This window comes from Microbacterium sp. 10L49 (assembly GCF_056395125.1).
Genome location: NZ_JBFTIW010000003.1, coordinates 1 through 20,779 on the forward strand (window position 1 = coordinate 1; position 20,779 = coordinate 20,779).

The 20,779-nt window shown below is 68.7% G+C and carries 19 protein-coding genes; 4 read left to right on the forward strand and 15 right to left on the reverse strand.

Annotated features, from left to right (window positions below; translation table 11 throughout):
- Positions 1-551 precede the first annotated feature (551 nt).
- The 5 genes from AC1DCT_RS07995 to tyrS all read right to left on the reverse strand — a co-directional run bounded on the left by AC1DCT_RS07995 (position 552) and on the right by tyrS (position 5,104).
- The gene (locus AC1DCT_RS07995) at positions 552-1,352 is read right to left on the reverse strand and encodes a DUF4184 family protein (protein WP_441976790.1); all 801 of its coding nucleotides are present in this window, start codon (positions 1,350-1,352) and stop codon (positions 552-554) included.
- 29 nt (positions 1,353-1,381) lie between these two features.
- Entirely contained in the window at positions 1,382-2,170 is a 789-nt protein-coding gene (locus tag AC1DCT_RS08000) for an amino acid ABC transporter ATP-binding protein (RefSeq protein WP_441976791.1), read from the reverse strand.
- The gene (locus AC1DCT_RS08005; RefSeq protein ID WP_440734103.1) at positions 2,157-2,822 is read right to left on the reverse strand and encodes an amino acid ABC transporter permease; all 666 of its coding nucleotides are present in this window, start codon (positions 2,820-2,822) and stop codon (positions 2,157-2,159) included. Before AC1DCT_RS08005 ends, AC1DCT_RS08000 begins: the two co-directional genes overlap by 14 nt.
- An 8-nt stretch (positions 2,823-2,830) precedes the next feature.
- On the reverse strand, positions 2,831-3,655 hold the full coding sequence (locus AC1DCT_RS08010; RefSeq protein WP_477428459.1) for a transporter substrate-binding domain-containing protein: 825 nt from the start codon (positions 3,653-3,655) through the stop codon (positions 2,831-2,833).
- Between the two features lie 147 nt (positions 3,656-3,802).
- Positions 3,803-5,104: a tyrosine--tRNA ligase gene (gene tyrS, locus AC1DCT_RS08015; protein WP_477231172.1), complete on the reverse strand. Its 1,302-nt coding sequence runs from the start codon at positions 5,102-5,104 to the stop codon at positions 3,803-3,805.
- 115 nt (positions 5,105-5,219) lie between these two features.
- On the opposite strand from tyrS, the gene AC1DCT_RS08020 reads away from it, so the two are divergent.
- From AC1DCT_RS08020 to AC1DCT_RS08030, 3 genes are all read left to right on the forward strand, one after another.
- A complete protein-coding gene (locus AC1DCT_RS08020) occupies positions 5,220-5,825 on the forward strand; it encodes a hypothetical protein (RefSeq protein ID WP_441976794.1) in 606 nt (201 codons plus the stop codon).
- A gap of 79 nt (positions 5,826-5,904) precedes the next feature.
- Positions 5,905-6,630 carry a YcnI family copper-binding membrane protein gene (locus tag AC1DCT_RS08025; RefSeq protein ID WP_440734107.1) on the forward strand — a complete coding sequence of 242 codons (726 nt, stop codon included), beginning with the start codon at positions 5,905-5,907 and terminating at the stop codon, positions 6,628-6,630.
- The gene (locus AC1DCT_RS08030; RefSeq protein ID WP_441976795.1) at positions 6,627-7,229 is read left to right on the forward strand and encodes a copper resistance CopC family protein; all 603 of its coding nucleotides are present in this window, start codon (positions 6,627-6,629) and stop codon (positions 7,227-7,229) included. The genes AC1DCT_RS08025 and AC1DCT_RS08030 overlap by 4 nt, the downstream gene beginning before the upstream one ends.
- A 78-nt stretch (positions 7,230-7,307) precedes the next feature.
- Here the strand turns inward: AC1DCT_RS08030 and AC1DCT_RS08035 are convergent, their stop codons facing one another.
- From AC1DCT_RS08035 to AC1DCT_RS08050, 4 genes are all read right to left on the reverse strand, one after another.
- On the reverse strand, positions 7,308-8,375 hold the full coding sequence (locus AC1DCT_RS08035) for a hypothetical protein (RefSeq protein WP_477428460.1): 1,068 nt from the start codon (positions 8,373-8,375) through the stop codon (positions 7,308-7,310).
- Between the two features lie 47 nt (positions 8,376-8,422).
- Positions 8,423-8,644 carry a hypothetical protein gene (locus AC1DCT_RS08040; RefSeq protein WP_440734110.1) on the reverse strand — a complete coding sequence of 74 codons (222 nt, stop codon included), beginning with the start codon at positions 8,642-8,644 and terminating at the stop codon, positions 8,423-8,425.
- A gap of 128 nt (positions 8,645-8,772) precedes the next feature.
- Positions 8,773-9,597, reverse strand: a complete 825-nt coding sequence (locus AC1DCT_RS08045; RefSeq protein WP_477428461.1) for a hypothetical protein — start codon at positions 9,595-9,597, stop codon at positions 8,773-8,775.
- A 273-nt stretch (positions 9,598-9,870) separates the two neighbouring features.
- A complete protein-coding gene (locus AC1DCT_RS08050; protein ID WP_440734112.1) occupies positions 9,871-11,343 on the reverse strand; it encodes an APC family permease in 1,473 nt (490 codons plus the stop codon).
- A 283-nt stretch (positions 11,344-11,626) separates the two neighbouring features.
- On the opposite strand from AC1DCT_RS08050, the gene AC1DCT_RS08055 reads away from it, so the two are divergent.
- The gene (locus AC1DCT_RS08055; protein ID WP_477428463.1) at positions 11,627-12,442 is read left to right on the forward strand and encodes a nuclease-related domain-containing protein; all 816 of its coding nucleotides are present in this window, start codon (positions 11,627-11,629) and stop codon (positions 12,440-12,442) included.
- 25 nt (positions 12,443-12,467) lie between these two features.
- On the opposite strand, the gene AC1DCT_RS08060 is transcribed toward AC1DCT_RS08055, so the two are convergent.
- From AC1DCT_RS08060 to AC1DCT_RS08085, 6 genes are all read right to left on the reverse strand, one after another.
- The gene (locus AC1DCT_RS08060; protein WP_477428465.1) at positions 12,468-13,103 is read right to left on the reverse strand and encodes a LysE family translocator; all 636 of its coding nucleotides are present in this window, start codon (positions 13,101-13,103) and stop codon (positions 12,468-12,470) included.
- 77 nt (positions 13,104-13,180) lie between these two features.
- On the reverse strand, positions 13,181-14,386 hold the full coding sequence (mmsB, locus tag AC1DCT_RS08065; RefSeq protein ID WP_477428467.1) for a multiple monosaccharide ABC transporter permease: 1,206 nt from the start codon (positions 14,384-14,386) through the stop codon (positions 13,181-13,183).
- Entirely contained in the window at positions 14,383-15,924 is a 1,542-nt protein-coding gene (mmsA, locus tag AC1DCT_RS08070) for a multiple monosaccharide ABC transporter ATP-binding protein (RefSeq protein ID WP_477428469.1), read from the reverse strand. Before mmsA ends, mmsB begins: the two co-directional genes overlap by 4 nt.
- 68 nt (positions 15,925-15,992) lie before the next feature.
- Positions 15,993-17,120, reverse strand: a complete 1,128-nt coding sequence (chvE, locus tag AC1DCT_RS08075) for a multiple monosaccharide ABC transporter substrate-binding protein (protein ID WP_440734117.1) — start codon at positions 17,118-17,120, stop codon at positions 15,993-15,995.
- 362 nt (positions 17,121-17,482) lie between these two features.
- Positions 17,483-18,526, reverse strand: coding sequence for a LacI family DNA-binding transcriptional regulator (locus tag AC1DCT_RS08080; protein ID WP_477428471.1), 1,044 nt, complete (start codon positions 18,524-18,526; stop codon positions 17,483-17,485).
- Between the two features lie 183 nt (positions 18,527-18,709).
- The gene (locus AC1DCT_RS08085) at positions 18,710-20,647 is read right to left on the reverse strand and encodes a potassium transporter Kup (RefSeq protein WP_477428472.1); all 1,938 of its coding nucleotides are present in this window, start codon (positions 20,645-20,647) and stop codon (positions 18,710-18,712) included.
- Positions 20,648-20,779: the final 132 nt, after the last annotated feature.

Here is a 20,779-nt window from a genome sequence, read left to right on the forward strand (position 1 = left end):
ATCATTGCTGACTTCATCCGAATGCCAACCCCAAAGGGTTGGTCTTTGATCCAAAGGAATTTCTCAACCAGCCCAAAAAGGACTGGACGAGGAATAAATTGGCATTTGACAAGTGCACGCTGTTGAGTTCTCAAGGATCGGATGCTCCTGCGTTCCGGCCTCTCGGCCTTCCCTTCAGGGCAACTTCTCTATCTTATCCGTGTCACTCAGGCTGTCAAATCGACACGCCGTGAGGTTCAGAACCGGATCCGTTATCTCGTTTCCGAGGCAACTTCTCTAGCTTATCCCTCCCGGCCAGCTTGTCAAATCGACGATCCTGGCGGACGGTCACCCTCTCAAACGCACGCGCTTGAGCCCCGCCGCAGGGAGAACCTGCGAAGAGGAACCGACTTCCGGAGAAGAAGGTGGGTGATGTTCGTCGCTTGGGGAGTCAGGCCTTCCGGCCCTTCGCTCTACCGCTTGGGGCGAACAAGTAATAAGTTACGCGGATCCCCGGGTTCCGGCAAATCGGGGCGCCTTCTCGGGCGTGTCGTCCATCGTTCCGCACCTGTTCACCGCGATTCCACGCCGACGACAGGCGCCGTGTCCCTCGCGCGCACGAGCCTGATCGCCAGAACCAGGGCGAGGGTGAGCACTCCCCAGAGCCCGCACGCGAGCGGAAGCGTGCGATACGCCAGGTGCTGCACGGTGAACTCCTCGGTGAGCGGGCCGTAGACGGCGAGCCCAAGGGCGACCGCAGCGACCAGCATGACCGGAAGCGACAGCCACCAGGTCAGCCGGACTGCGAGCGGCACCGGATCGACGGGGGCCGGCACGCGGCCGCGCAGCCAGAGCGCGCCGGCGACCAGCAGAACGATGACACCGCCCACCCCGGAGACGTACTGCAGCCACTTGTACCCGAGCAGCGGCCCCCAGTGCTCGCCGAGGACGGGAAGCAGTGCAGTACCGGCCCTACCCTCATGCGTGAACGCGTCCCACAGGATGTGCGAAGCCACGCCCAATGCGAGAGCGAGCACGAGAAGGAGCACTCGCGCGACGGATCCGAAGGTCTCCCCGAGAGCAGCGCGCGCTCCCCCGTCCCACTCCTGCGGAAGGCGTGCGCCGAGGAACCGCGGCGCGAGGAGACGGCAGGCCGGCCGCAGCACCAGCCGCCACACGAGGAGCAGCACCAGCGCGAGGAGCACGGTGACCGGCAGCCAGCGCAAGTCGTGCGTCACCGAGTAGTCGACGATCAGGCCACGGGTGAACAGGGGCAGGTCGGGCGCCATCGCGCCGATCGCGATCGCCGCGGGTACCAGCGGCGTGCGGACGAACGGCAGGGCGACGATCGCGTGGCTGGGTGTGAACGGCATGCCCCGACGGTACCCGGCGGGGCGGGGCGTCACTCGTAAGGGCGGAGGATCCGATCCAGGAAGCGGCGCGTGCGCTCGTGCACCGGTGCGGTGAACACCTGGGACGGAGCGCCCCGCTCGACGACGACGCCGCCATCCATGAACAGCACCTGATCGGCGACCTGCCGCGCGAAGCCGAGCTCGTGCGTCACGATGACCATCGTCCAGCCTTCGGCGACGAGCTCCGAGATCACGCTCAGCACCTCGCCGACGAGCTCGGGGTCCAGCGCGCTCGTCGGCTCGTCGAAGAGCAGCAGGTCGGGCTTCAGCGCCAGTGCACGCACGATCCCGACGCGCTGCTGCTGCCCCCCGGAGAGCTGGAACGGGTAGGCATCGCGTTTGTCCGCCAGGCCCACGCGGTCGAGCAGGGCGAGCGCATCCTCCGTGGCCTGCGGCTTCGGCACGCCCTGCACCTGCACCGGGCCCTCCATGACGTTCTGCAGCACCGTCATGTGCGGGAAGAGATTGTGGTGCTGGAACACCATCGCGGAGCGGTCACGCAGCGCGAGCCGCGACCGCTCCGCAGCACGTCGGTCACCCGGGGCGGCGAAATCGACGACCGGACCGCCGTCGAACGCCACCACTCCTGCGTCCGGGGTCTCCAGGCCGTTGAGCGAGCGCAGCACCGTGGTCTTGCCCGAGCCGCTGGGCCCGATGAGCGCCACCACCTCGCCGCGTTGCACCTCGAGGTCGATGCCGGTGAGCACCTCGTGGGCGCCGAACGCCTTGGTCAGGCCGGTCGCGCGCAGGAGAGGCGTGCGTGGATCAGTGTGCGACATAGCGGTCCAGCCTCTTCTCGACCATGCCCTGCGCGCCGGACAGCACGAGGCAGAACAGCCAGTACACGAGCGCCGCCTCCAGATACAGCAGCATGACCTCCTGGCTGGCTGCCGAGATGCGCTGGGCGACGCGGAACAGCTCGGTGACCAGGATCAGCGAGGCCAGCGAGGTGTCCTTCACGAGCGAGATGAATGTGTTGGAGAGCGGAGGCACGGAGACCCGTGCGGCCTGCGGGAGGATGATCCGGCGCAGGGTGCGCCCTCTCGACATCCCGATCGTGTAGCCCGCCTCCCACTGCCCGACCGGCACCGAGAGGATCGCCGCACGGATGATCTCGGCCGCGTATCCGCCGACGTTGAGCGAGAAGGCCGCGATCGCCGACGGCCACGGATCGATCACGATCCCGACCGCTCCCAGACCGTAGAAGATCACGAAGAGCTGCACGAGCAGGGGCGTTCCCCGGATCACCGACACATAGCCTCGGGCGATCCCCGAGAGGACCCGCGACTCGGACAGGCGCATCAGTGCGATGAGCAGCGCGAGCACCAGGCCGATCGCGAACGAGGCGAGGGCCAGCGGAATCGTTCCGCTGATCCCGCCCCAGACGATCGGCCAGAAGGAGGTCAGGAAGAGGTGCAGCCCGTCGGGCATGGCCGGTGCTACTTCGAGACGTCTTCGCCGAAGTACTTCTTGCCGAGCTTCGCGAGCGTGCCGTCGGATGCGAGCTTCGCGAGGGCTCCATCGACGGCCTTCACGAGCGCGTCCTTCTTCTTGGTGAACGCGAATGCGCTCTGGGTCGGATCCGTCTCGGCCGCCACGGCGAGCTTCGCGTCAGGGTGCTGCTTGACGTAGTCGAGGTAGGTGAGCTTGTCGTTGACCGTGGCCTGCACCCGGCCCTGCTCGAGGAGCGCGACGGCCTGAGCCCAGCCTTCGACCGACTCGACGTTCGCGCCCGCGTCCTCAGCGAGCTTGTAGAAGTTGCTCGTCAGCGACTGCGCCGTGGTCTTGCCCTTGAGATCGGCGAAGGTCTTGACCGACGTGTCGCCCTTCTTCACCACCACCACGCTCGGCGAGACGGTGTAGGGCGTGGAGAACAGATACTTCGCCTGACGCTCCGGGTTGATCGAGACCTGGTTGCCGATGACGTCGAAGCGGCCGGCTTCGAGGCCCGCGAAGATCCCGTCCCACTGCGTCTCCTGGAACTCGACCTTGAGGCCGAGCTCCTTGCCGACCGCCTGCGCGACCTCGACGTCGTAGCCGACGAGGTCACCGGATCCGCCATCCGCGTGGTAGGTGAACGGGCTGTAGGTGCCCTCGGTCGCGACCGTCAGCGTGCCGGGCTTGACGAGTCCGTACGACGCGCTGTCCGCGCCGGCGGTCGCCGTGGGCTTCCCGGTCGCGCCGCCCGAGCAGGCGGCGAGCGTCAGGACGAGAGCGGACGCAGCGAGGCCGACGGCGATCCGGGCGATGCGACGGTGAGACATGAGGACTCCGTTTCAGAGTTGACGTGCGTGCGGGAAGGGTGCGCCCGCGGATCCGAGTGGATCACGTTCGTGCGGTCGCCGCGAACTCCATGTCCGCGTGTGTCATGCCACACGGGCGAAGAGCCGCGGCGAACCGGGTGCCGGTGCTCAGGCGGGCAGCAGGCCCGCGAGCGTCTTCTTGCCGCGGCGCAGCACCGAGACGCCGCCGGGCAGTCCGAGCGGCACGGTCGCCTCGTCGGACTCGACCCGCTCGCCGTCGACGGAGACGCCGCCCTGCGCGATGGCCCGGCGCGCCTCGGAGGCGCTGGAGACCAGCCCGGTCGCGACGAGCGCGTCCACGACCGAAGAGCCGGCGGCCACCCGCGCGTTCGGCAGCTCTTCGAGGGCCGTGCGCAGAGTCGCGGCGTCGAGCGCGGAGAGGTCGCCCTGCCCGAACAGCGCCTCGGATGCGGCGATGACCGCGGCGGTCGCGTCGACGCCGTGCACCGTGGCGACGACCTCGAGCGCGAGGCGCTTCTGGGCGGCCCGCCGGAACGGCTCGGCCTCGACCAGAGCCGCGTACTCCTCGATCTCGGCCCGGGTGAGGAACGTGAAGACCTTGAGACGGTCGATCACGTCGGCATCCGCTGTGCTGAGCCAGAACTGGTACATCCGGTAGGGGCTGCACATCTCGGCGTCCAGCCAGATCGCGTTGCCCTCGCTCTTGCCGAACTTGGTGCCGTCGCTGTTCGTGATCAGCGGCGTGCCGATCGCGTGCGCCGAGACTCCCTCCACGCGGTGGATGAGATCCGTGCCGCTGGTGAGGTTGCCCCACTGGTCGCTCCCGCCGGTCTGCAGCACGCAGCCGTACTGGCGGTAGAGCTCGAGGAAGTCGAGGCCCTGCAGGATCTGGTAGCTGAACTCGGTGTAGCTGATGCCGGCGTCGGAGTTCAGGCGCGCGGCGACCGCGTCCTTCTTCAGCATGGTGCCGACGCGGTAGTGCTTGCCGATCTCGCGCAGGAAGTCGATGGCGCTCATCGGCGCCGTCCAGTCGAGGTTGTTCACGATCCGCGCCGCGTTGTCGCCCTCGAAGCTGAGGTAGCGCTCGACCTGCGCACGCAGGCGCCCGACCCACTCCTCGACCGTCTCGCGCGTGTTCAGCGTGCGCTCCGCCGTCGGGCGGGGGTCGCCGATGAGGCCCGTGGATCCGCCCACGAGTCCGAGCGGCTTGTGCCCGGCGAGCTGGATGCGGCGCAACGTGAGCAGCTGCACGAGGTTGCCGAGGTGCAGGCTCGGTGCGGTCGGGTCGAAGCCGCAGTAATACGTGATCGCGGGCCCGGCGAGAAGGGCGCGCAGCGCCTCGGGATCCGTGGACACGTGGACGAGGCCGCGCCAGACCAGCTCATCCCACACGTTCTCGAACGTGGGGTCGATGGCCGGTGCCGCGGTCGTCAGGGATGGGTTCGACACCGGATCAGGGTATCAGCGCGGATCCGCAGGGCTTTCCCGCGGGGTTCCGCAGGGCTTCCCGCTCCGATCTGTAGGGCTTTCCTCATTGACCTGGAGCTCCGGATACGCTGGAGGGGTGTTGGGAACGCGCGCGGGTCGCACGATCCGGGGCCTCATCGCCGCCCTGGTCGCGACGTTCGTCGCCTCCGTCTCCCACTCCACCGCCGACGGCGCGCCCGCTCCCCTGATCGGGATGGTGCTGGCGCTGCTGTTCGCCGCGCCGGTGTGCATCGCCCTCGCCGGCCGCCGACTGAGCTGGATCCGCCTGTCGATCGCGGTCGGGCTGAGCCAGATCGCGTTCCACGGCCTGCTGCTCATCGGCGTCGGATCCGGATCCGGGTCGGTCGCCGCCGGCATCGGCGCGCACGTGCACGGCGCGGAGCTCGCGAACGTCCTCGGCTCGACCGCCGTCGACGCCGGCCACACCCTGCATCTGCAGCCCGCGATGTGGGTCGCTCACGCGATCGCCGCACTGCTCACCGTGCTGGCGCTCGGCCGCGGAGAGCAGGCGCTGCGCGCCCTGCTCGACCTCACCGGCTGGAACCTCATCGCGCGGTTGCTCACCGCGGCGCCGGTACCGGCGCATCGTATTCCGACCGCACCGCGCAGGGTCACCCCGACGCTGCGCTCTCGCTTCGTCCTGACCGTCGTGTCGAGGAGGGGTCCGCCGCTCGCGGCCTGACCTCCCTTCATCCGCACCTCCGACGGGCCGCCCTCCCGCGCGCCCGTGGTGCACTCACGACCTCAGAAAGAACGAATCCATGCGAAACACCACTGCTTCCCGCGTCCTCGTCGGCCTCGCCGCCGGCGCCGTGCTCGCCCTCGCCGCCCCGCTGGCGGCCTCAGCCCATGTGACTGCGACCCCGAACCAGGCCGAGGCCGGATCCTGGACGTATGTCACGTTCCGGGTTCCGAACGAGTCCGCGACAGCCAGCACCGTCAAGATCCAGATCCACCTGCCCGCCGACACCCCGTTCACGAGCGTCAGCTACCAGCCCACCGCGGGGTGGACCGGCGACGCGGCAAAGACCGCGCTGTCCAAGCCGGTGAAGGTCGAGGGCAACACCATCAGCGAGGCCACCACGGAGGTCACGTTCACGGCCGACGCCGGTGGGATCGCGCCCGGGCAGTTCCAGACGTTCACGCTGTCGCTCGGCCCCGTGCCGGACACCGGCCACATCGTGATCCCTGCTACGCAGACCTACTCCGACGGCAAGGTCGTCGAGTGGTCGGCCACACCCGAGCAGGTGAAGAAGGACGACACCCTCGAGCCCGCCCCCGTGGTGTGGGTGAACGACGCTCCCCCGGCCGATCACCACGGCGGGACCGCGGCCGCGACGAACGCACCGGTGGCATCGGCGGAGACACCCGGCGACAGTCAGGGCGGTCTCGCGCTGGGTCTCAGCATCGCCGCGCTCGTGATCGCCGCCGGCGGCGCGCTGCTCGGCGGCTTCGCCCTGGGCCGGCGCAAGAAGGACGCCGCATGAGTCTGCGCCACCGGCTCACCGTGCTCGCGGCCTCGATCGGCGTGGGGCTGGCTCTCGCGACCGCCGGAGCCACGGCGGCGAGCGCGCACGACACGCTCGAGAACACGGATCCGGCCCAGGGGTCGACCGTCAAGAGCCTGTCGTCCCTCTCGCTGACCTTCAGCGCGGATCCGCTCGGCACGGACGGTGCGACGATCATCCAGGTGATCGGGCCCGACAAGAAGTACTACGAGACGGCGTGCCCCGATCTCAACGGTCCGGTGGTCTCGTCACCCGTCGCCCTCGGCGCTGCCGGCACCTACGAGGTGCTCTGGCGCGTGGTGTCCTCCGACGGCCACCCGATCTCGGGAAGCTACACATTCGCGTACGCCCCCGACGGCACGGCGCCCTCTGCGACCGGGCCCTCTGCGACCGGGACTCCCGCGGCGGCGGGGTCCGCGAAGCCGGTCTGCGGTCCCGCCGCATCGGCGACGACCGAGGCTCCCGCGGCCGCCGCGGCGACCGATGCGGGCCTGTGGATCGGACTCGGCATCGGCGCGGTCGTGCTGGTCGGCGTCGGCGTCGGCGCATGGGCACTCGCCCGCGGTCGCAAGGCCTGAGCGAGGACTCCACAGGTCGAACGGAACGCGGCGTCTCTCCGAAGGCGCCGCGTTTCGTCTTCGACCGTCGGAGTAACGTCAGCGCACCCGGGGCGGGGCACCCGTCGTGCGCTCGAAGGCCAGTGCGCGGCCGCCGCGCAGCGTCCGCGATGTGAGGCCCGCCTCCTCCATGAGCCGGACCGCGCGGCGCGACAACGCCGGCAGGACGGTCGCGGTACCACCGGTCTTACGGGCGATCCCGGCGGCGAGCGTCAGGTCGACGCCGGATCCGCATGCCTCGATCCGGGCGAAGTCGCCGTCCGCGCGCCAGACCAGCCGATCGAGGTGGCAGTAGCGGATCCGCTCCTCGACGCCGTCGACCTCGATCCGCAGACGATCCGCATCGAAGCGCACGGCGCAGGACACCGCGCGGCGGCGCAGGAGCCACGACGTCACCAGGTAGGCGGGCAGGCCCGGGATCGCGATGTACAGCAAGAGGAACAGCTTCGGCCCGACGTACAGCACCCGACCGCCGGTCACGATCAGCACGACGACGAGCGCGGCGATCGCCAGGGCGCCGGCGAGGGAGCACCACAGCACGAGCGCTCGCACGGAGAGAGGCACCGCGCGGAACCGCACGAGCGATCCGCGTTCGGAGGGCTCCCACTGCGGAGCGGGGCGCGCCTTCGCCGCATCCCGGGCGCCGATCATCGCCGTGATCCGGCTGATCAGGCCAAGCCACACCCAGCAGGCGGCCGGCACTGCGGCCAGCTGCAGCACGGCGAGGAAGGCACGCGCGGGGTTGGGCTTGGGCGCCAGCAGCGCGGGGACGGCCTCGATCATGAGCCACAGCAGCAGCCCCGCGCCCACCGCGCCGGTGATGTGCACGATCAGTCCGCGGCCGGCCGGCACCCGCAGAGTCGCGTTCACGAAGGAGAGACCGCAGAGCCAGCCGCCGATCAGGGTGAACAGGAACGGCAGGAAGCCGGGATCGCCGGCGAGGTAGCCCGGCACGGCCAGGGCTCCGCACACCAGCGCCCAGAGCAACGGCATGCGGAGGATCCGCGCCCAGAGCGGGCCCGGATCGGGCTCGACCGGCTCGGGATCCGCCGGCGCCACGGCATGAACCGTGTGGTGCGTCGAGCGTGGGACGTGGTGATCGGACATCCCGGTCAGTCTAGGGAGCGGGCGGTTTCAGCCGCGGCCCGACGTTCTCATCCCAGGGCGCGCAGCCTCGCATCGAGCTCTGCGAGGCGCTCCGGCTCGACCGAGCCGAGCCGTGCGGCGCCGTCGGCCAAGGTGATCCCGCGGGCGAGGAACACCAGCGAGTGCGTCGAGACACCGGGCACGACCTCGTCCAGCACGGCGCGCGCCTGCGCGTCGTCGAGGACCTCGCCGAGCGTGCTGTCCAGCGTGAACCGGGGCTTCTCGTTCATGGATCCTCCTGCATGAGACTTCGTGCGACTGCCGGTGCGGAGTCCCAGTGACGGCCCCGTCACCACAAGGATCCTCCGCTTCCAGTCCCCTCGGCAACCCGGCGAGGACGTGCGTTCCGCTGAACGGCTCAGGATCCGGCGCGCGCCGCCCACCACAGCAGCAGCGCACCGCCCAGCGCGACCACCCAGCTGACCAGGCTGCCGACGAGGAAGTATTCCGCCCGCCCGCCGTTCACGCCGTCGCGGGAGATCTCCGGGAAGCGCACGATCCCCTTCGCCGCCAGCATCGCCGCCAGCAGCGGGTATGCCGCGAACAGTGTGAGCAGCAGCACGATCGCGCGCTCGAGCGGGCCGATCAGACGTCCGCCGCGGAAGCCCGGATCGGCGGACGGCGCCGGTGGAGTGGGCTCGGACGCGGTCGGCGCGCCGGGATCGAGCACAGAGGGCGCTACCGGGACGAGGCCCACCACCGCACCCGCCGGCGGCGCATCGCGGTCCGCCGACACATCCGCAGGGATCTCCGCCTGCTCTCCGAGCAGCGCCGCGCGGACGATCACGTTGCCCGTCTCGAGCAGCACCGCGAAGACCCCGAGCGCCAGCACGAGCAGGTCGAACCCGATCGGCCCGAAGGGCGTCGCCAGCCAGCGCCCGGCGAAGATTCCGGTCACCGCGCGGGCCGGCATGAAGGCGACCAGGGCGACCACGAGGACGGCCAGCAGCACCGCCGGCCAGAACGAGAAGCGAGGTCGTCCGTCCAGCGGTAGCAGCCACACCCACAGTGCGGCGAGCGCGAGCCCGACCACGGCGTGGAGGTACGCCCCGCCGAGCGCCGCCAGCACCAGCACCAGCACGCCGGCGACGGCGATTCCGATCCACAGTGCGCGGCGGTGCAGGAACCGGCGCAGCACGTCGGCGAGGCCGATCGCGAGCAGGGTGAACCCGGCGAGGATCATGAGTGCACCGCCTTCCGTACCGGGCGGACGCAGTGCTTCACGCCGCCGCGCGTCCCGCTGGCCGCGTCGCACGCGGACGCGTCCGCGGCGAGGCAGGAGATCGAGGGCATGCCCCCATCCTCCCCCGTGGCGCCGACATTCCGGAAGGGCGCAGCGGCGAGCCCGGACTGGATGGAAGGGGGACGACGCGCGACCGTGGCGGCAGGAGCCGAGGGGCCGCGCGACGCAGGGCGGGACAGACGAGAATCGCCTGCCCCGCCCTGCGAGGGACCGCTATGCCTCGAAGTCCTCCGGCACGTCGAGCGGGCGCCGCGAGAAGTACGCGTCCTTCGCCTTGCGATAGAACAGCGCGAGCGGGATGACACCGATCGCGATGAGGCCGAGGCCGAGGATGTTCACGACCGGCTCGTTGTTCGGGATCGCCGCGAAGAAGATGTACATCATGAACACCGCTCCCACGAACGGCCAGAGACCGATCAGCAGGAAGTTCTTCAGCGATCGGAAGATCACCTTGCGGAACCCGATGATCAGCGCGAAGCCGGCGAGCGAGTAGTAGAACGCGATCTGCAGACCGATCGACGAGATCGCCCAGCCGAGGATCTGGCCGACGCTGTCGCCGAAGACGTTCGCGAGCACGAACAGCAGCAGCGAGACACCCACGACGACCAGCGTCGCGAAGACGGGCGTCTTCCACTTGCGGTTGATCCTGCCGAACGCGAACGGGATGGTGCGGTCGCGGCCCATCGCGAACAGCGTGCGGCTCACCTGCACGAGCGTGGTCTCCAGCGTCGCGATCGTGGACAGTGCTACCGCGACGATGAGGATCTTGCCGCCGATGCCGGGCATGATCGCCTCGCCCAGCACGCTGAGCACGTTGCCGCTGTTGGCTTCGATGGTCTTGCCGGGCAGCATCACCAGGGTGGTCGTCGTGTAGATCTCGAACAGGATGAACACGATGACGATGCCGAGGATCCCGGCGAGGCCGGTGGTCTTGTGCGCGTTCTTGGTCTCTTCGCCCAAGTTGGCCGTGACGTCCCAGCCCCAGTAGTAGAAGGCGGCGATCAGGGCCGCCGCGACGAAGACGCCCGCACCGGTCAGGTGACCGAAGCCGAACCAGTCCCAGGAGAAGGTCTCGCCGTGGTGGTAGGTCGTGATCGCACGCGGGATCGCGATGGCCGCGAACACCACGAGGATCCCGACCTCGATGATCGACATGATCCATTGGGCGCGCTCGGTGGTGTGCACGCCGAAGATCACCGCGGCCGCCATCACCAGGAACCAGAGCGCTCCGACGAGTGTCACCAGCAGCGTGTTCTCGTTGGCGACCTTGTCTCCGGCGAACAGGGCGACCGTCATCTGGCCGGCGGGCAGGGCTCCCGCCACCATGAAGATGGTCGCCGAGATCACGACCGCCCACCCGGCGAGGAATCCGAGGATCGGGTGCAGCCCTCGGGCCACCCAGGAGAACGATGCGCCCGCATGCGTGTCGACCCGCGCGAGGTAGCCGAACGCGAACGCGATGCCGAGCATCGGGATGCCGCACCACAGCAGTGCGGCGGGGGCGCCGACGCCGGCGGCGCCGATCAGAAGCGCGGTGCTGGCCGCGATGGAGTACGCGGGCGCACTGCCCGCGACGGCCATCAGCGTCGAGCCGGCTTTGGACACACCACCGGCCTGCAGCGCGTGCTCCTCATAGTCGATCGCACGTTGCAGAGACGTGTCCGTCTCGAGTGGATTCTGGGTCACTCTGTTCCCCTGTCTCATCGTCGGGTATGGGGGATGACAGAGGGACGTTAGCACCCCGGGCATCCTTGCAACTAGAGGACCAGAGCTTGATTTCGCAGATGTTCCCTGAAGCTATGGACACGCTGAGAATAATCGGGTCACAAATGGGGATTCCGGATGCATTCGCGCGCAGCGCACCGGGATCCGTTGCGGTTCGGCCGGAATCGATTCGAGATGCGCACCTCCCCGTTCGCCCCGGGCCGAGCCCTTCCCGCTCACCCCGCGCGCTGGTACCGTCGGCGCCATGGCTGGGGAGCTGGGACCGCAGGACACGCGCATGCGTCTCCGCTACGCCGGAACGTGCCGGCTGTGCAATCGCGCTCTGCCCGCGGGCACGGACGCCGTGTACGAGCGCGACCGGCGAACAGTGCGATGTCTCGAGTGCACCCTGGATGAGCCGTCCGCCCCCGAGTCCCCCGAGCCCGGCACGGCGGGGGCATCCGCACGCCGCGAATACGAGGGACGCCACAGACGGCGCGAGGAGCGGATCCGCACAGCGCACCCGAAGCTCGGGGGGCTGATTCTTGCGCTCTCCGACGACCCGCAGAGCACGCAGGCGTGGGTCCGCGGCGCGGTGGGCGAGGAGCTGCTCGCCCGGCGGCTCGAGGATCTGCCCGCGTCGGCGCGGGCCCTGCACGATCGCAGGATCCCGCGCACGAGGGCGAACATCGACCACATCGTCGTCTCCCCCGGTGGCGTCTGGGTGATCGACGCCAAGCGGTACAAGGGACGCCGCCCCTCGCGGGAAGCCACAGGAGGCGTGTTCGGGCCGCGCGTCCAGACGCTGCGGATCGGCGGACGCGACGGCACCCCGCTCGTCGACGGCGTACGGAAGCAGGCGGCGCTGGTCACGGCGGTGCTCGGCGACGCCGCCCCGGTGGCCGCAGCACTGTGCTTCCTCGAGGCGGACTGGGGCTTCTTCGGCAGCCCGTTCTCGGTCTCCGAGGTGCTGGTCACCTGGCCCGTCCGCCTCGTGAAGCGGATCGCGGAGTCGGCGGACGTCGGAGTGGACGTCGACGCCGTGGCTGCGCGGCTCGCGGCGGCCTTCCCGGCTGCGTGAGCCGCGAGGCCTTCGCGGCCGACGGTCAGCGCACGTCGAGAGCGAGGCGCGCGCCGAACAGCATCAGGACTCCGCCGGTGATCCGGTCCATCCAGCGGATCACCCGGGTGGAGCGCAGGCGCGGCGCGAGCTGGTTCGCTCCCAGGATGATCGCGCCCAGCCAGACGGTGCCGAGGACGCAGTGCACGAGTGCGAGGAGCAGACCCACCAGGAGCGGGGACTGCCCCGCCGGAACGAACTGCGGGATGGTCGCCATGTAGAACACCCCGACCTTCGGGTTCGTGATGTTCGTGACGAGCCCGAGCAGGAAGCCGCTCCGCGCGCCCCGGCACGAAGGGGCCGCGGCCCCCGCCGACGGATCCGCGCCCCGGCGGAACGTCTTGGCGATCATCGTCGCGCCGAGATAGACGAGGTATGCCGCGCCGGCGTACGACAGCACCCGATATCCGACCTCGCTCGCCGCCAGCAGCGCCGCCGCCCCGGTGGCCGCAGCGGCACCCCAGATCAGAGTGCCGACCTGGATCCCGAGCAGGGCGGCGAACCCATAGGGGCGGCCGCGGGTCACCGTGCCCCGGATCACGAGCGCCGTGTCCAGACCGGGGATGATCGTGAGCAGCCCTACGACGAGCGCGAACGAGAGCAGTGCCTGGCCGAGCGTCATACGACGAACGTAGCGGGTACGCGGACCGTCAAGGGCTCCGACCGCACGAAGCGGCCGGAGCCCGAGACGGATCCGTGTCAGCGCCCGGAGCGGCGCTTGTTGAAGACGTCGAACGCGACGGCGGCGAGCAGCACAAGGCCCTTGATGAGCGCCTGGTACTCCGTGCCGACGCCGAGGATCGACATGCCGTTGTTCAGGATGCCGATGATCAGACCGCCGATAATCGCACCGGTGATCTTGCCGATGCCGCCGGTGACGGCCGCGCCGCCGATGAACACGGCCGCGATGGCATCGAGCTCGAACCCGTCGCCGTTGCGGGGGCTCGCGAGGTTCAGCTGCGACGTGAACACGAGGCCCGCCAGCGCGGACAGCACGCCCATGTTGATGAACAGAGTGAACGTCACGCGCGGGGTCTTCACGCCCGACAGGCTCGCCGCGAGCGGGTTGCCGCCGATCGCGTAGATGTGCCGGCCCCAGACGCTGCGGGCCATGATCGCGGAGTAGACCACGGTCAGCACGCCGAGGATCACCAGCGCGATCGGGGTGCCGTTGTAGCTCGCGAGCAGGTAGGCGACGAGCGCGATGAGCAGGCTCGTGAAGGCGAGCTTGGCGATGAACCACCACAGCGGCTCGTCCTCGACCGCGAACTTGCGCCGGGTCATCCGACCGCGGATCCCGAAGCCGATCATCCCGAGCACGACGAGCACCGCGAGGATGATCGTCAGCGGCTCGACGATCGTCTGGCCGCCGCCGAGGTCGGGCAGGAAGCCCGCGCCGATCGCGCGGAAGCCGTCCGGGAACGGCGAGATCGCGGTGTTCTGCAGGGTGATCTCGGTCAGGCCGCGGAACGTGAGCATGCCTGCCAGAGTCACGATGAACGCCGGGATCTTGAAGTACGCGATCCAGAAGCCCTGCCAGGCGCCGATCAGCGCGCCCAGCACCAGGCACAGCACGACGGCGACCGGCCACGGCACGCCCATCTTGGTGATCAGCACCCCGGCGGCGGCGCCGATGAAGGCGACGACGGATCCCACCGACAGGTCGATGTGCCCGGCGATGATCACCATCACCATGCCGATCGCGAGGATCAGGATGTAGCTGTTCTGGATGATCAGATTCGACACATTGATCGGCGCGAGCGTGATGCCGCCCGTGGTGATCTGGAAGAACAGCACGATCACGATCAGCGCGATGAACAGGCCGATCTGCCGCAGCTGGCCGGTGAGGAAGTCGAACGCGCTGCGCAGCGTGCTCGTCTGGGGGGTGATGGATGAGCCGCTCATGCGGAGCCCACCTCCTTCTCCTGGGTCATGAATCGCATGAGGTTCTCCGCCGTGGCCTCGGCCCGCGGCACGTCCGCGGTGATGCGCCCCTCGGCGAGGGTGTAGATGCGGTCGCAGAGACCGATCAGTTCGGGAAGCTCGCTGGATATGACGATGACGCCTTTGCCCTCACTCGCGAGCTTGTTGATGATGCCGTAGATCTCGTACTTCGCGCCCACATCGATGCCCCGCGTGGGCTCGTCGAGGATCAGCACGTCGGGAGACGTGTTCATCCATTTCGAGAGCACGACCTTCTGCTGGTTGCCGCCGGAGAGCTTGCCGACGACCGCCTCGACAGAGCTGGTCTTGATGTTCATGCTCTTGCGGTACGACTCCGCGACGATCCGCTCGCGGCTCTCGTTGACCCAGCCGACTTTCGCGATCCGGTCGAGGGCGGCGATCGTAATGTTCCGCTCGACGTCGTCGATGAGGTTCAGCCCGAACCGCTTCCGGTCCTCGGTCGCGTAGGCGAGCCCATGGTCGATCGCGTCCGACACGGTCTTGGTGGAGATCTCGGATCCGCGCTTGTAGACGCGGCCGGAGATGTTCACACCGTAACTGCGGCCGAACACGCTCATCGCGAGCTCGGTGCGTCCGGCCCCCATGATCCCGGCGATGCCGACGATCTCGCCCTCGCGGACGAAGAGATTCGCTCCGTCGACGACCTTGCGCTCGTGATCCAGCGGGTGGTGCACCGTCCAGTCCTCGATCCGCAGCAGCTCGTCGCCGATCTTGGGGGTGCGGTCGGGGAAACGACTCGCGAGATCCCGGCCGACCATGCCGCGGATGATCCGGTCCTCGCTCACGTCGTCGGTGCGCATCTCGAGGGTCTCGATGTTGCGCCCGTCGCGGATGACGGTGACCTCGTCGGCGATCGCGCGGATCTCGTTGAGCTTGTGACTGATGATGATCGAGGTGATGCCCTCGTCACGCAGGTGCGTGATGAGCTCGAGCATGTGCGCCGAGTCGTCGTCGTTGAGCGCGGCGGTCGGCTCGTCCAGGATCAGCAGCCGCACGCTCTTGGAGAGCGCCTTCGCGATCTCGACGAGCTGCTGCTTGCCCACGCCGATGTCGGCGATCTTCGTCGCCGGGTTCTCCTTGAGGCCTACGCTCGCCAGCAGCTTCGCGGCCTCCTGGTTGGTGGTGTTCCAATCGATCCAGCCGCCGGACTGCCGCTCGTTGCCGAGGAAGATGTTCTCCGCGATCGACAGGTACGGGCTCAGCGCCAGCTCCTGATGGATGATCACGACGCCCGCGTGCTCGGATTCGTTGATGCTCTTGAACGCGACGGGTTCGCCGTCCAGGAGGATCTCGCCGTCGTAGGATCCGTGCGGATAGACGCCTGAGAGCACCTTCATGAGGGTGGACTTGCCGGCCCCGTTCTCACCGCAGATCGCATGGACGTGGCCGCGCTGCACGGTGATCGACACGTCCTGCAGAGCCTTCACGCCCGGGAACGTCTTCGTGATCCCGCGCATCTCGAGGATGTTGTCGCTCATCTCGCTCTCCTTTCGTCAGAGGGGGGTGGCTGCGGGAGCGTCCGCAGCCACCCCTGTGGAGCCGATGCCTACTTGAGCTGGTCCTCGGTGTAGTAACCCGTGTCGATGACGGCTTCCTTGTAGTTGTCCTTCGTGACCACGATCGGCTCGAACAGGAACGTCGGCACGACCTTGGTCTTGTTGTTGTAGGACTTCGTGTCGTTGACCTCGGGGGTCTTGCCGTTCAGCACGTCATCGGCCATCTTCACGGCCTCGCCCGCGAGCTTGCGGGTGTCCTTGTAGATGGTCGAGTACTGCTGACCCGCGATGATCGACTTCACGGACGGGATCTCTGCGTCCTGACCGGTGATGATCGGGAGCTTGTCGGTCGCGTAGCCGGCGCCGGTGAGGGCGGAGATGATGCCGATGGAGAGGCCGTCGTAGGGCGAGAGCACGCCGTTCACGGTCTGGCCGTTCGAGTAGGTCGAGGCGATGAGGTCCTGCATGCGCTTCTTGGCGACGTCGGCCTGCCAGCCCTGCGTCGCGACCTGAGTGAAGCCCGTCTGGCCGCTGCCGACCTTGACGACGCCCTTGTCGAGGTACGGCTTGAGGGTGTCCATCGCGCCGTTGAAGAAGAACGTGGCGTTGTTGTCGTCCGGGCTTCCGGCGAACAGCTCGATGTTGAACGGTCCCGCGGCACCGGTGTCCTTGCCGCTCTTGTCCAGCACGCCGAGGCCCTCGAGGAGGCTGGTGGCCTGCTGCACGCCGACCTTGTAGTTGTCGAAGGTCGTGTAGTAGTCGACGTTCTTGTTGCCGTTGATCAGCCGGTCGTAGGCGATGACCTTGACGCCCTTGGACGCGGCCTGGTCGAGCTGGCTGGACAGCGCCGTGCCGTCGACGGAGGCGATGATCAGGACTTTCGCGCCCTTGGTGAGCATGTTGGAGATCTGCTGCACCTGGGTGGGGATGTCGTCGTCCGCGTACTCGAGGTCGACCTTGTAGCCGAGCTTCTCCAGCCCCTCCTTGACGGCGTCGCCGTCGTGGATCCATCGGGTCGACGTCTTCGTCGGCATCGCGACGCCCACGAGTGCGCCCTTGTTGGCGCCGGGCTCCGCGGTGGAGGATCCGCCGCCGCCACGGGTTCCCGCGCACGCGGTCAGGCTGAGGGCGATGGTCGCGGCGGCTGCGACGCCGATGACCAGTCTCTTGAACTTCATGTGATTCCTTTCGTCGAGCGGCCGCCATGGCGCGCTCAGGACAGCAGAGAGCGCGCCGATGGAACGATCGGACCGCCCGGTCGCGACCTGCACCTCGCGAACGAGGGCGTGGGTCGGGGTGACGACCGCATCACTGCGGACGTCGGTTCGTGGTGCTGTTCGCACGGGGCCGGTGGCCGCCGACCTCATGCGCTCGGGACGGCGAGGAAGTTCGGAATCCGACCTCATCGTCGCCGCGGCTGTGACCGATCACACCCGCACGAGTGATCTTCTGGCGAACCGGTCACATTTGTCAAGCCTTTGACCGAAGTCGGCGTGATGCGCCCGCCGATCCAAGGGAACGCGAGGCGCCCCGACCGCCTTCAGAGGGCGCGGGGAGCTGCCGTGGAGGCGCGCACGATCAGGCCCGGGACCAGGGGTTCCTGCACCAGGTCATCGCCGCCCAGCTGAGCCAGCAGCATCCGGATCGTCCTGCGACCGAGTTCGACGAAGTCCTGCCGCACCGTGGTGAGCGGCGGGAAGAAGTGCGCCGCCTCGGGGATGTCGTCGAATCCGACGAGGCTGATGTCCTCCGGCACCCTGACGCCGCGTTCGCGGCAGGCGTGCAGGAAGCCGAGGGCCATCGAGTCGTTCCCGGCGAAGACCGCGGTGAAGTCGGGCATGCGCAGCAGGCTCAGGCCCGCCTCGTAGCCGAACTGCGCGGTCCAGTCCCCCAGCAGCGGGGCGCGCACGCGCAGATCGCGCGCGTCGAGCTCGCGCAGATAGCCGGCCATGCGCGCCTCGGCCTCGGTCCAGTTCTGCGGGCCGGCGAGGTGGACGATGTACTCGTGCCCGAGGTCCGCGAGATGCGCGACAGCGGCCCTCGCGCCCGCGATCTGGTCCATCGCCATCGAGTGGCGCTCGCCGCTCGGGCCAAGGGCCATGATCGGCACGTCCACGCTCATCCCACCGACCTCGCTCAGCACCTCCTGCTGCGGAGCGATGACGATGATCGCCTCGACGGCGTGACTGAGCAGATCGTCGATGCTGGCGCGCACGACCCCCGGCTCGCTGGAGCGCAGATTCGCGATGGAGAGCCGGTAGCCGGCGTCGCGCGCGGCGAACTCGATCGCGGTGATCGCCGTCGCAGGTCCGTACAGCGCACTGTGCGCCGTGAGCACGCCGATCGTGCGGGAGCGATTGGTCGACAGCGCCCTCGCGACCGGATTCGGCCGGTAGCCGAGCCGGTCGATCACCGATTGCACATGCTCGCGCGTCTTCTCGCGGATCCGGTCACTGCCGTTCAGCACTCGCGACACGGTCTGGTACGAGACGCCGGCCTCGCGGGCGACGTCGCGGATGTTCAGGGCGCGAGGCGGCTCGCTCTCCACAGCCACGCGCACCTCCTTCAGATCGGTCAGACTCATTATGCGCGAGGCGATGACGGTCGGATGCGCGCCTCCCGTGTTGCCGCCGCCGGCGCGGAGCGCGGGCAGGCAGCCGGCCGTCTCACCGCGCCATTCGGTTCACTGGTCGCGTATTGCGGCTTCGCGGTGCGGATGGCCGCAATATGCGACCACCGAACAGCCTCGGCGCCAGGACCTGCAGACCTACAGCTCGATCTGCGACCCCATCACGATCACGCGGTCGCGCGGCAGGCCGAAGTGGTCGCTCGCATCGGTCGTGATGTGCGAGGCCGCGAGGAAGAGCCGCTTGCGCCACCGCGCCATGCCGCCGCGCCGTCCCTCGCGCAACTCGATCTTCGACAGGAAGTACGTGGCGTTGTCCAGATCCAGCCAGCCCTGCGTCTTGTGCGGCGGGATGCTGCGCAGCGCACGGGGCAGATCCGGATTCTCGGCGTAGCCGAACCTTGCCGAGATGTACAGGATGCCGTCCGTCGGATCCCCGAGGTCGTCGACCGTGCAGCGTTTGGTCTGCGGCACGCGCGGGACGTTCTGGATGTCGACGGACAAGATGATCACGCGGGCGTGGCGCACGTGGTTGTGCTCGACGTTGGCGCGCAGCGCGAGCGGCGTCGTGGATCCGCCCGGGTTGAGGAAGATCGCCGTCCCCGGCACCCGGTCGATGAGCTTCGGGTGTGTGCGCAGGTTGCTCACGAAGTCGGCGAGCGACCCCTCCGCCTCCGTGCGGCGCGCGGTGATGAGGGCGCGCCCGCGCTGCCAGGTCGTCATGACGGTGAACGCGGCGAGGCCGATCGCGAGCGGCAGCCAGGCGCCGTGCGTGAACTTGGTGGCGTTGGCGGCGAAGAACAGCAGGTCGACCGAGAGCAGCACGACGGCGCCGATCACGAGGATCCAGGGCGGGGTCTTCCACCGCCGGCGCGCCAGGTAGAAGAACAGCAGCGTCGTGATCGTGATCGTGCCGATGACCGCCATCCCATAGGCGAACGCGAGCGAGGCCGACGTGCGGAACACGAACACCAGGGTGATCACCGACACCATCAGCAGCCAGTTGATCCACGGCACATAGATCTGCCCGTGGGTCTCGGATGAGGTGTGCGTCACACGCAACCGCGGGAGATAGCCGAGCCCCGAGGCCTGCGCGGCGACGGAGAACGCGCCGGAGATCACCGCCTGCGAGGCGATCACCGTCGCCACGGTGGACAGGACCACGAGCGCGATCCGGCCCCATTCGGGTGCGAGCAGGAAGAACGGCGCCGACATGTTCGCCTTGTCCTCCAACAGCAGTGCGCCCTGGCCGAGGTAGGTGAGCGCCAGGGCAGGGAAGACCAGGAACAGCCACGCGAACGAGATCGGCTTGCGGCCGAAGTGGCCCATGTCGGCGTAGAGCGCCTCGGCGCCGGTGACCGACAGCACCACGGCGGCGAGTGCGAAGAACGCGATGTCGAAGTGTCCCACCATGAACTGGACCGCATAGGTCGGCAGCAGAGCCAGCAGGATCTGCGGGTCGTGCAGGATCCCGCCGATCCCCAGCACGCCGATGACGACGAACCAGACCGCCATGATCGGTCCGAACAACCGGCCGACCACGGAGCTGCCGAGCTTCTGGATGAGGAACAGCACCAGCAGGATAGTGGCGGTGATCGGGACGATCCACTCGTCCAGGCCCGGATTGATGGTCTTCAGACCCTCGACGGCGGAGAGCACCGAGATGGCGGGAGTGATCATGCTGTCGCCGAGGAACAGCGCGGCGCCCAGCACGGCCAGACCCGACAGGATCGCCACCGTGCGCGTGCGTCCCTTCGGCGCCCAGCGCCGGAGCAGCGTCAGCAGCGCCATGATGCCGCCTTCGCCGTCGTTGTCCATCCGCATCGCGAGCAGCACGTACGTGATCGTGACGATCAGGATCACGGACCACACGATGAGCGAGACGACCCCGTACAGATTCTCCGTCGTGAGCGGGATCGGGTGCGGATCCTCGGGGTTGAACACGGTCTGCAGGGCGTAGATCGGGCTCGTGCCGATGTCGCCGAAGACGACGCCCAGGGCACCGATGACGAGGGCGAGGCGGAGCGGGCTCCGTCGGGCGACGGGCGCCTTCTGGTCGATGACGGCCTGGCTGTTCACAGACGAAGCCTAGAGCCCGATTCCCGCGCCACCCGGCGCTCCTCACGGAATCCTCACGCGGCGTGGCGCGTCCGCGCTCACGGGATCCTCACGTCGCGTGGCCGCTTGCGCAGGACTCCCGTCGGGCGATCA

Excerpts from the sequence above, each read along its gene's own strand:
- AC1DCT_RS07995 (WP_441976790.1), bottom strand. The coding sequence starts at position 1,352 with ATGCCGTTCACACCCAGCCACGCGATCGTCGCCCTGCCGTTCGTCCGC.
- AC1DCT_RS08000 (WP_441976791.1), bottom strand. The coding sequence starts at position 2,170 with ATGTCGCACACTGATCCACGCACGCCTCTCCTGCGCGCGACCGGCCTG.
- AC1DCT_RS08005 (WP_440734103.1), bottom strand. The coding sequence starts at position 2,822 with ATGCCCGACGGGCTGCACCTCTTCCTGACCTCCTTCTGGCCGATCGTC.
- AC1DCT_RS08010 (WP_477428459.1), bottom strand. The coding sequence starts at position 3,655 with ATGTCTCACCGTCGCATCGCCCGGATCGCCGTCGGCCTCGCTGCGTCC.
- AC1DCT_RS08025 (WP_440734107.1), top strand. The coding sequence starts at position 5,905 with ATGCGAAACACCACTGCTTCCCGCGTCCTCGTCGGCCTCGCCGCCGGC.
- AC1DCT_RS08030 (WP_441976795.1), top strand. The coding sequence starts at position 6,627 with ATGAGTCTGCGCCACCGGCTCACCGTGCTCGCGGCCTCGATCGGCGTG.
- AC1DCT_RS08035 (WP_477428460.1), bottom strand. The coding sequence starts at position 8,375 with ATGTCCGATCACCACGTCCCACGCTCGACGCACCACACGGTTCATGCC.
- AC1DCT_RS08040 (WP_440734110.1), bottom strand. The coding sequence starts at position 8,644 with ATGAACGAGAAGCCCCGGTTCACGCTGGACAGCACGCTCGGCGAGGTC.
- AC1DCT_RS08045 (WP_477428461.1), bottom strand. The coding sequence starts at position 9,597 with ATGATCCTCGCCGGGTTCACCCTGCTCGCGATCGGCCTCGCCGACGTG.
- AC1DCT_RS08055 (WP_477428463.1), top strand. The coding sequence starts at position 11,627 with ATGGCTGGGGAGCTGGGACCGCAGGACACGCGCATGCGTCTCCGCTAC.
- AC1DCT_RS08060 (WP_477428465.1), bottom strand. The coding sequence starts at position 13,103 with ATGACGCTCGGCCAGGCACTGCTCTCGTTCGCGCTCGTCGTAGGGCTG.
- mmsB (WP_477428467.1), bottom strand. The coding sequence starts at position 14,386 with ATGAGCGGCTCATCCATCACCCCCCAGACGAGCACGCTGCGCAGCGCG.
- mmsA (WP_477428469.1), bottom strand. The coding sequence starts at position 15,924 with ATGAGCGACAACATCCTCGAGATGCGCGGGATCACGAAGACGTTCCCG.
- chvE (WP_440734117.1), bottom strand. The coding sequence starts at position 17,120 with ATGAAGTTCAAGAGACTGGTCATCGGCGTCGCAGCCGCCGCGACCATC.
- AC1DCT_RS08080 (WP_477428471.1), bottom strand. The coding sequence starts at position 18,526 with ATGAGTCTGACCGATCTGAAGGAGGTGCGCGTGGCTGTGGAGAGCGAG.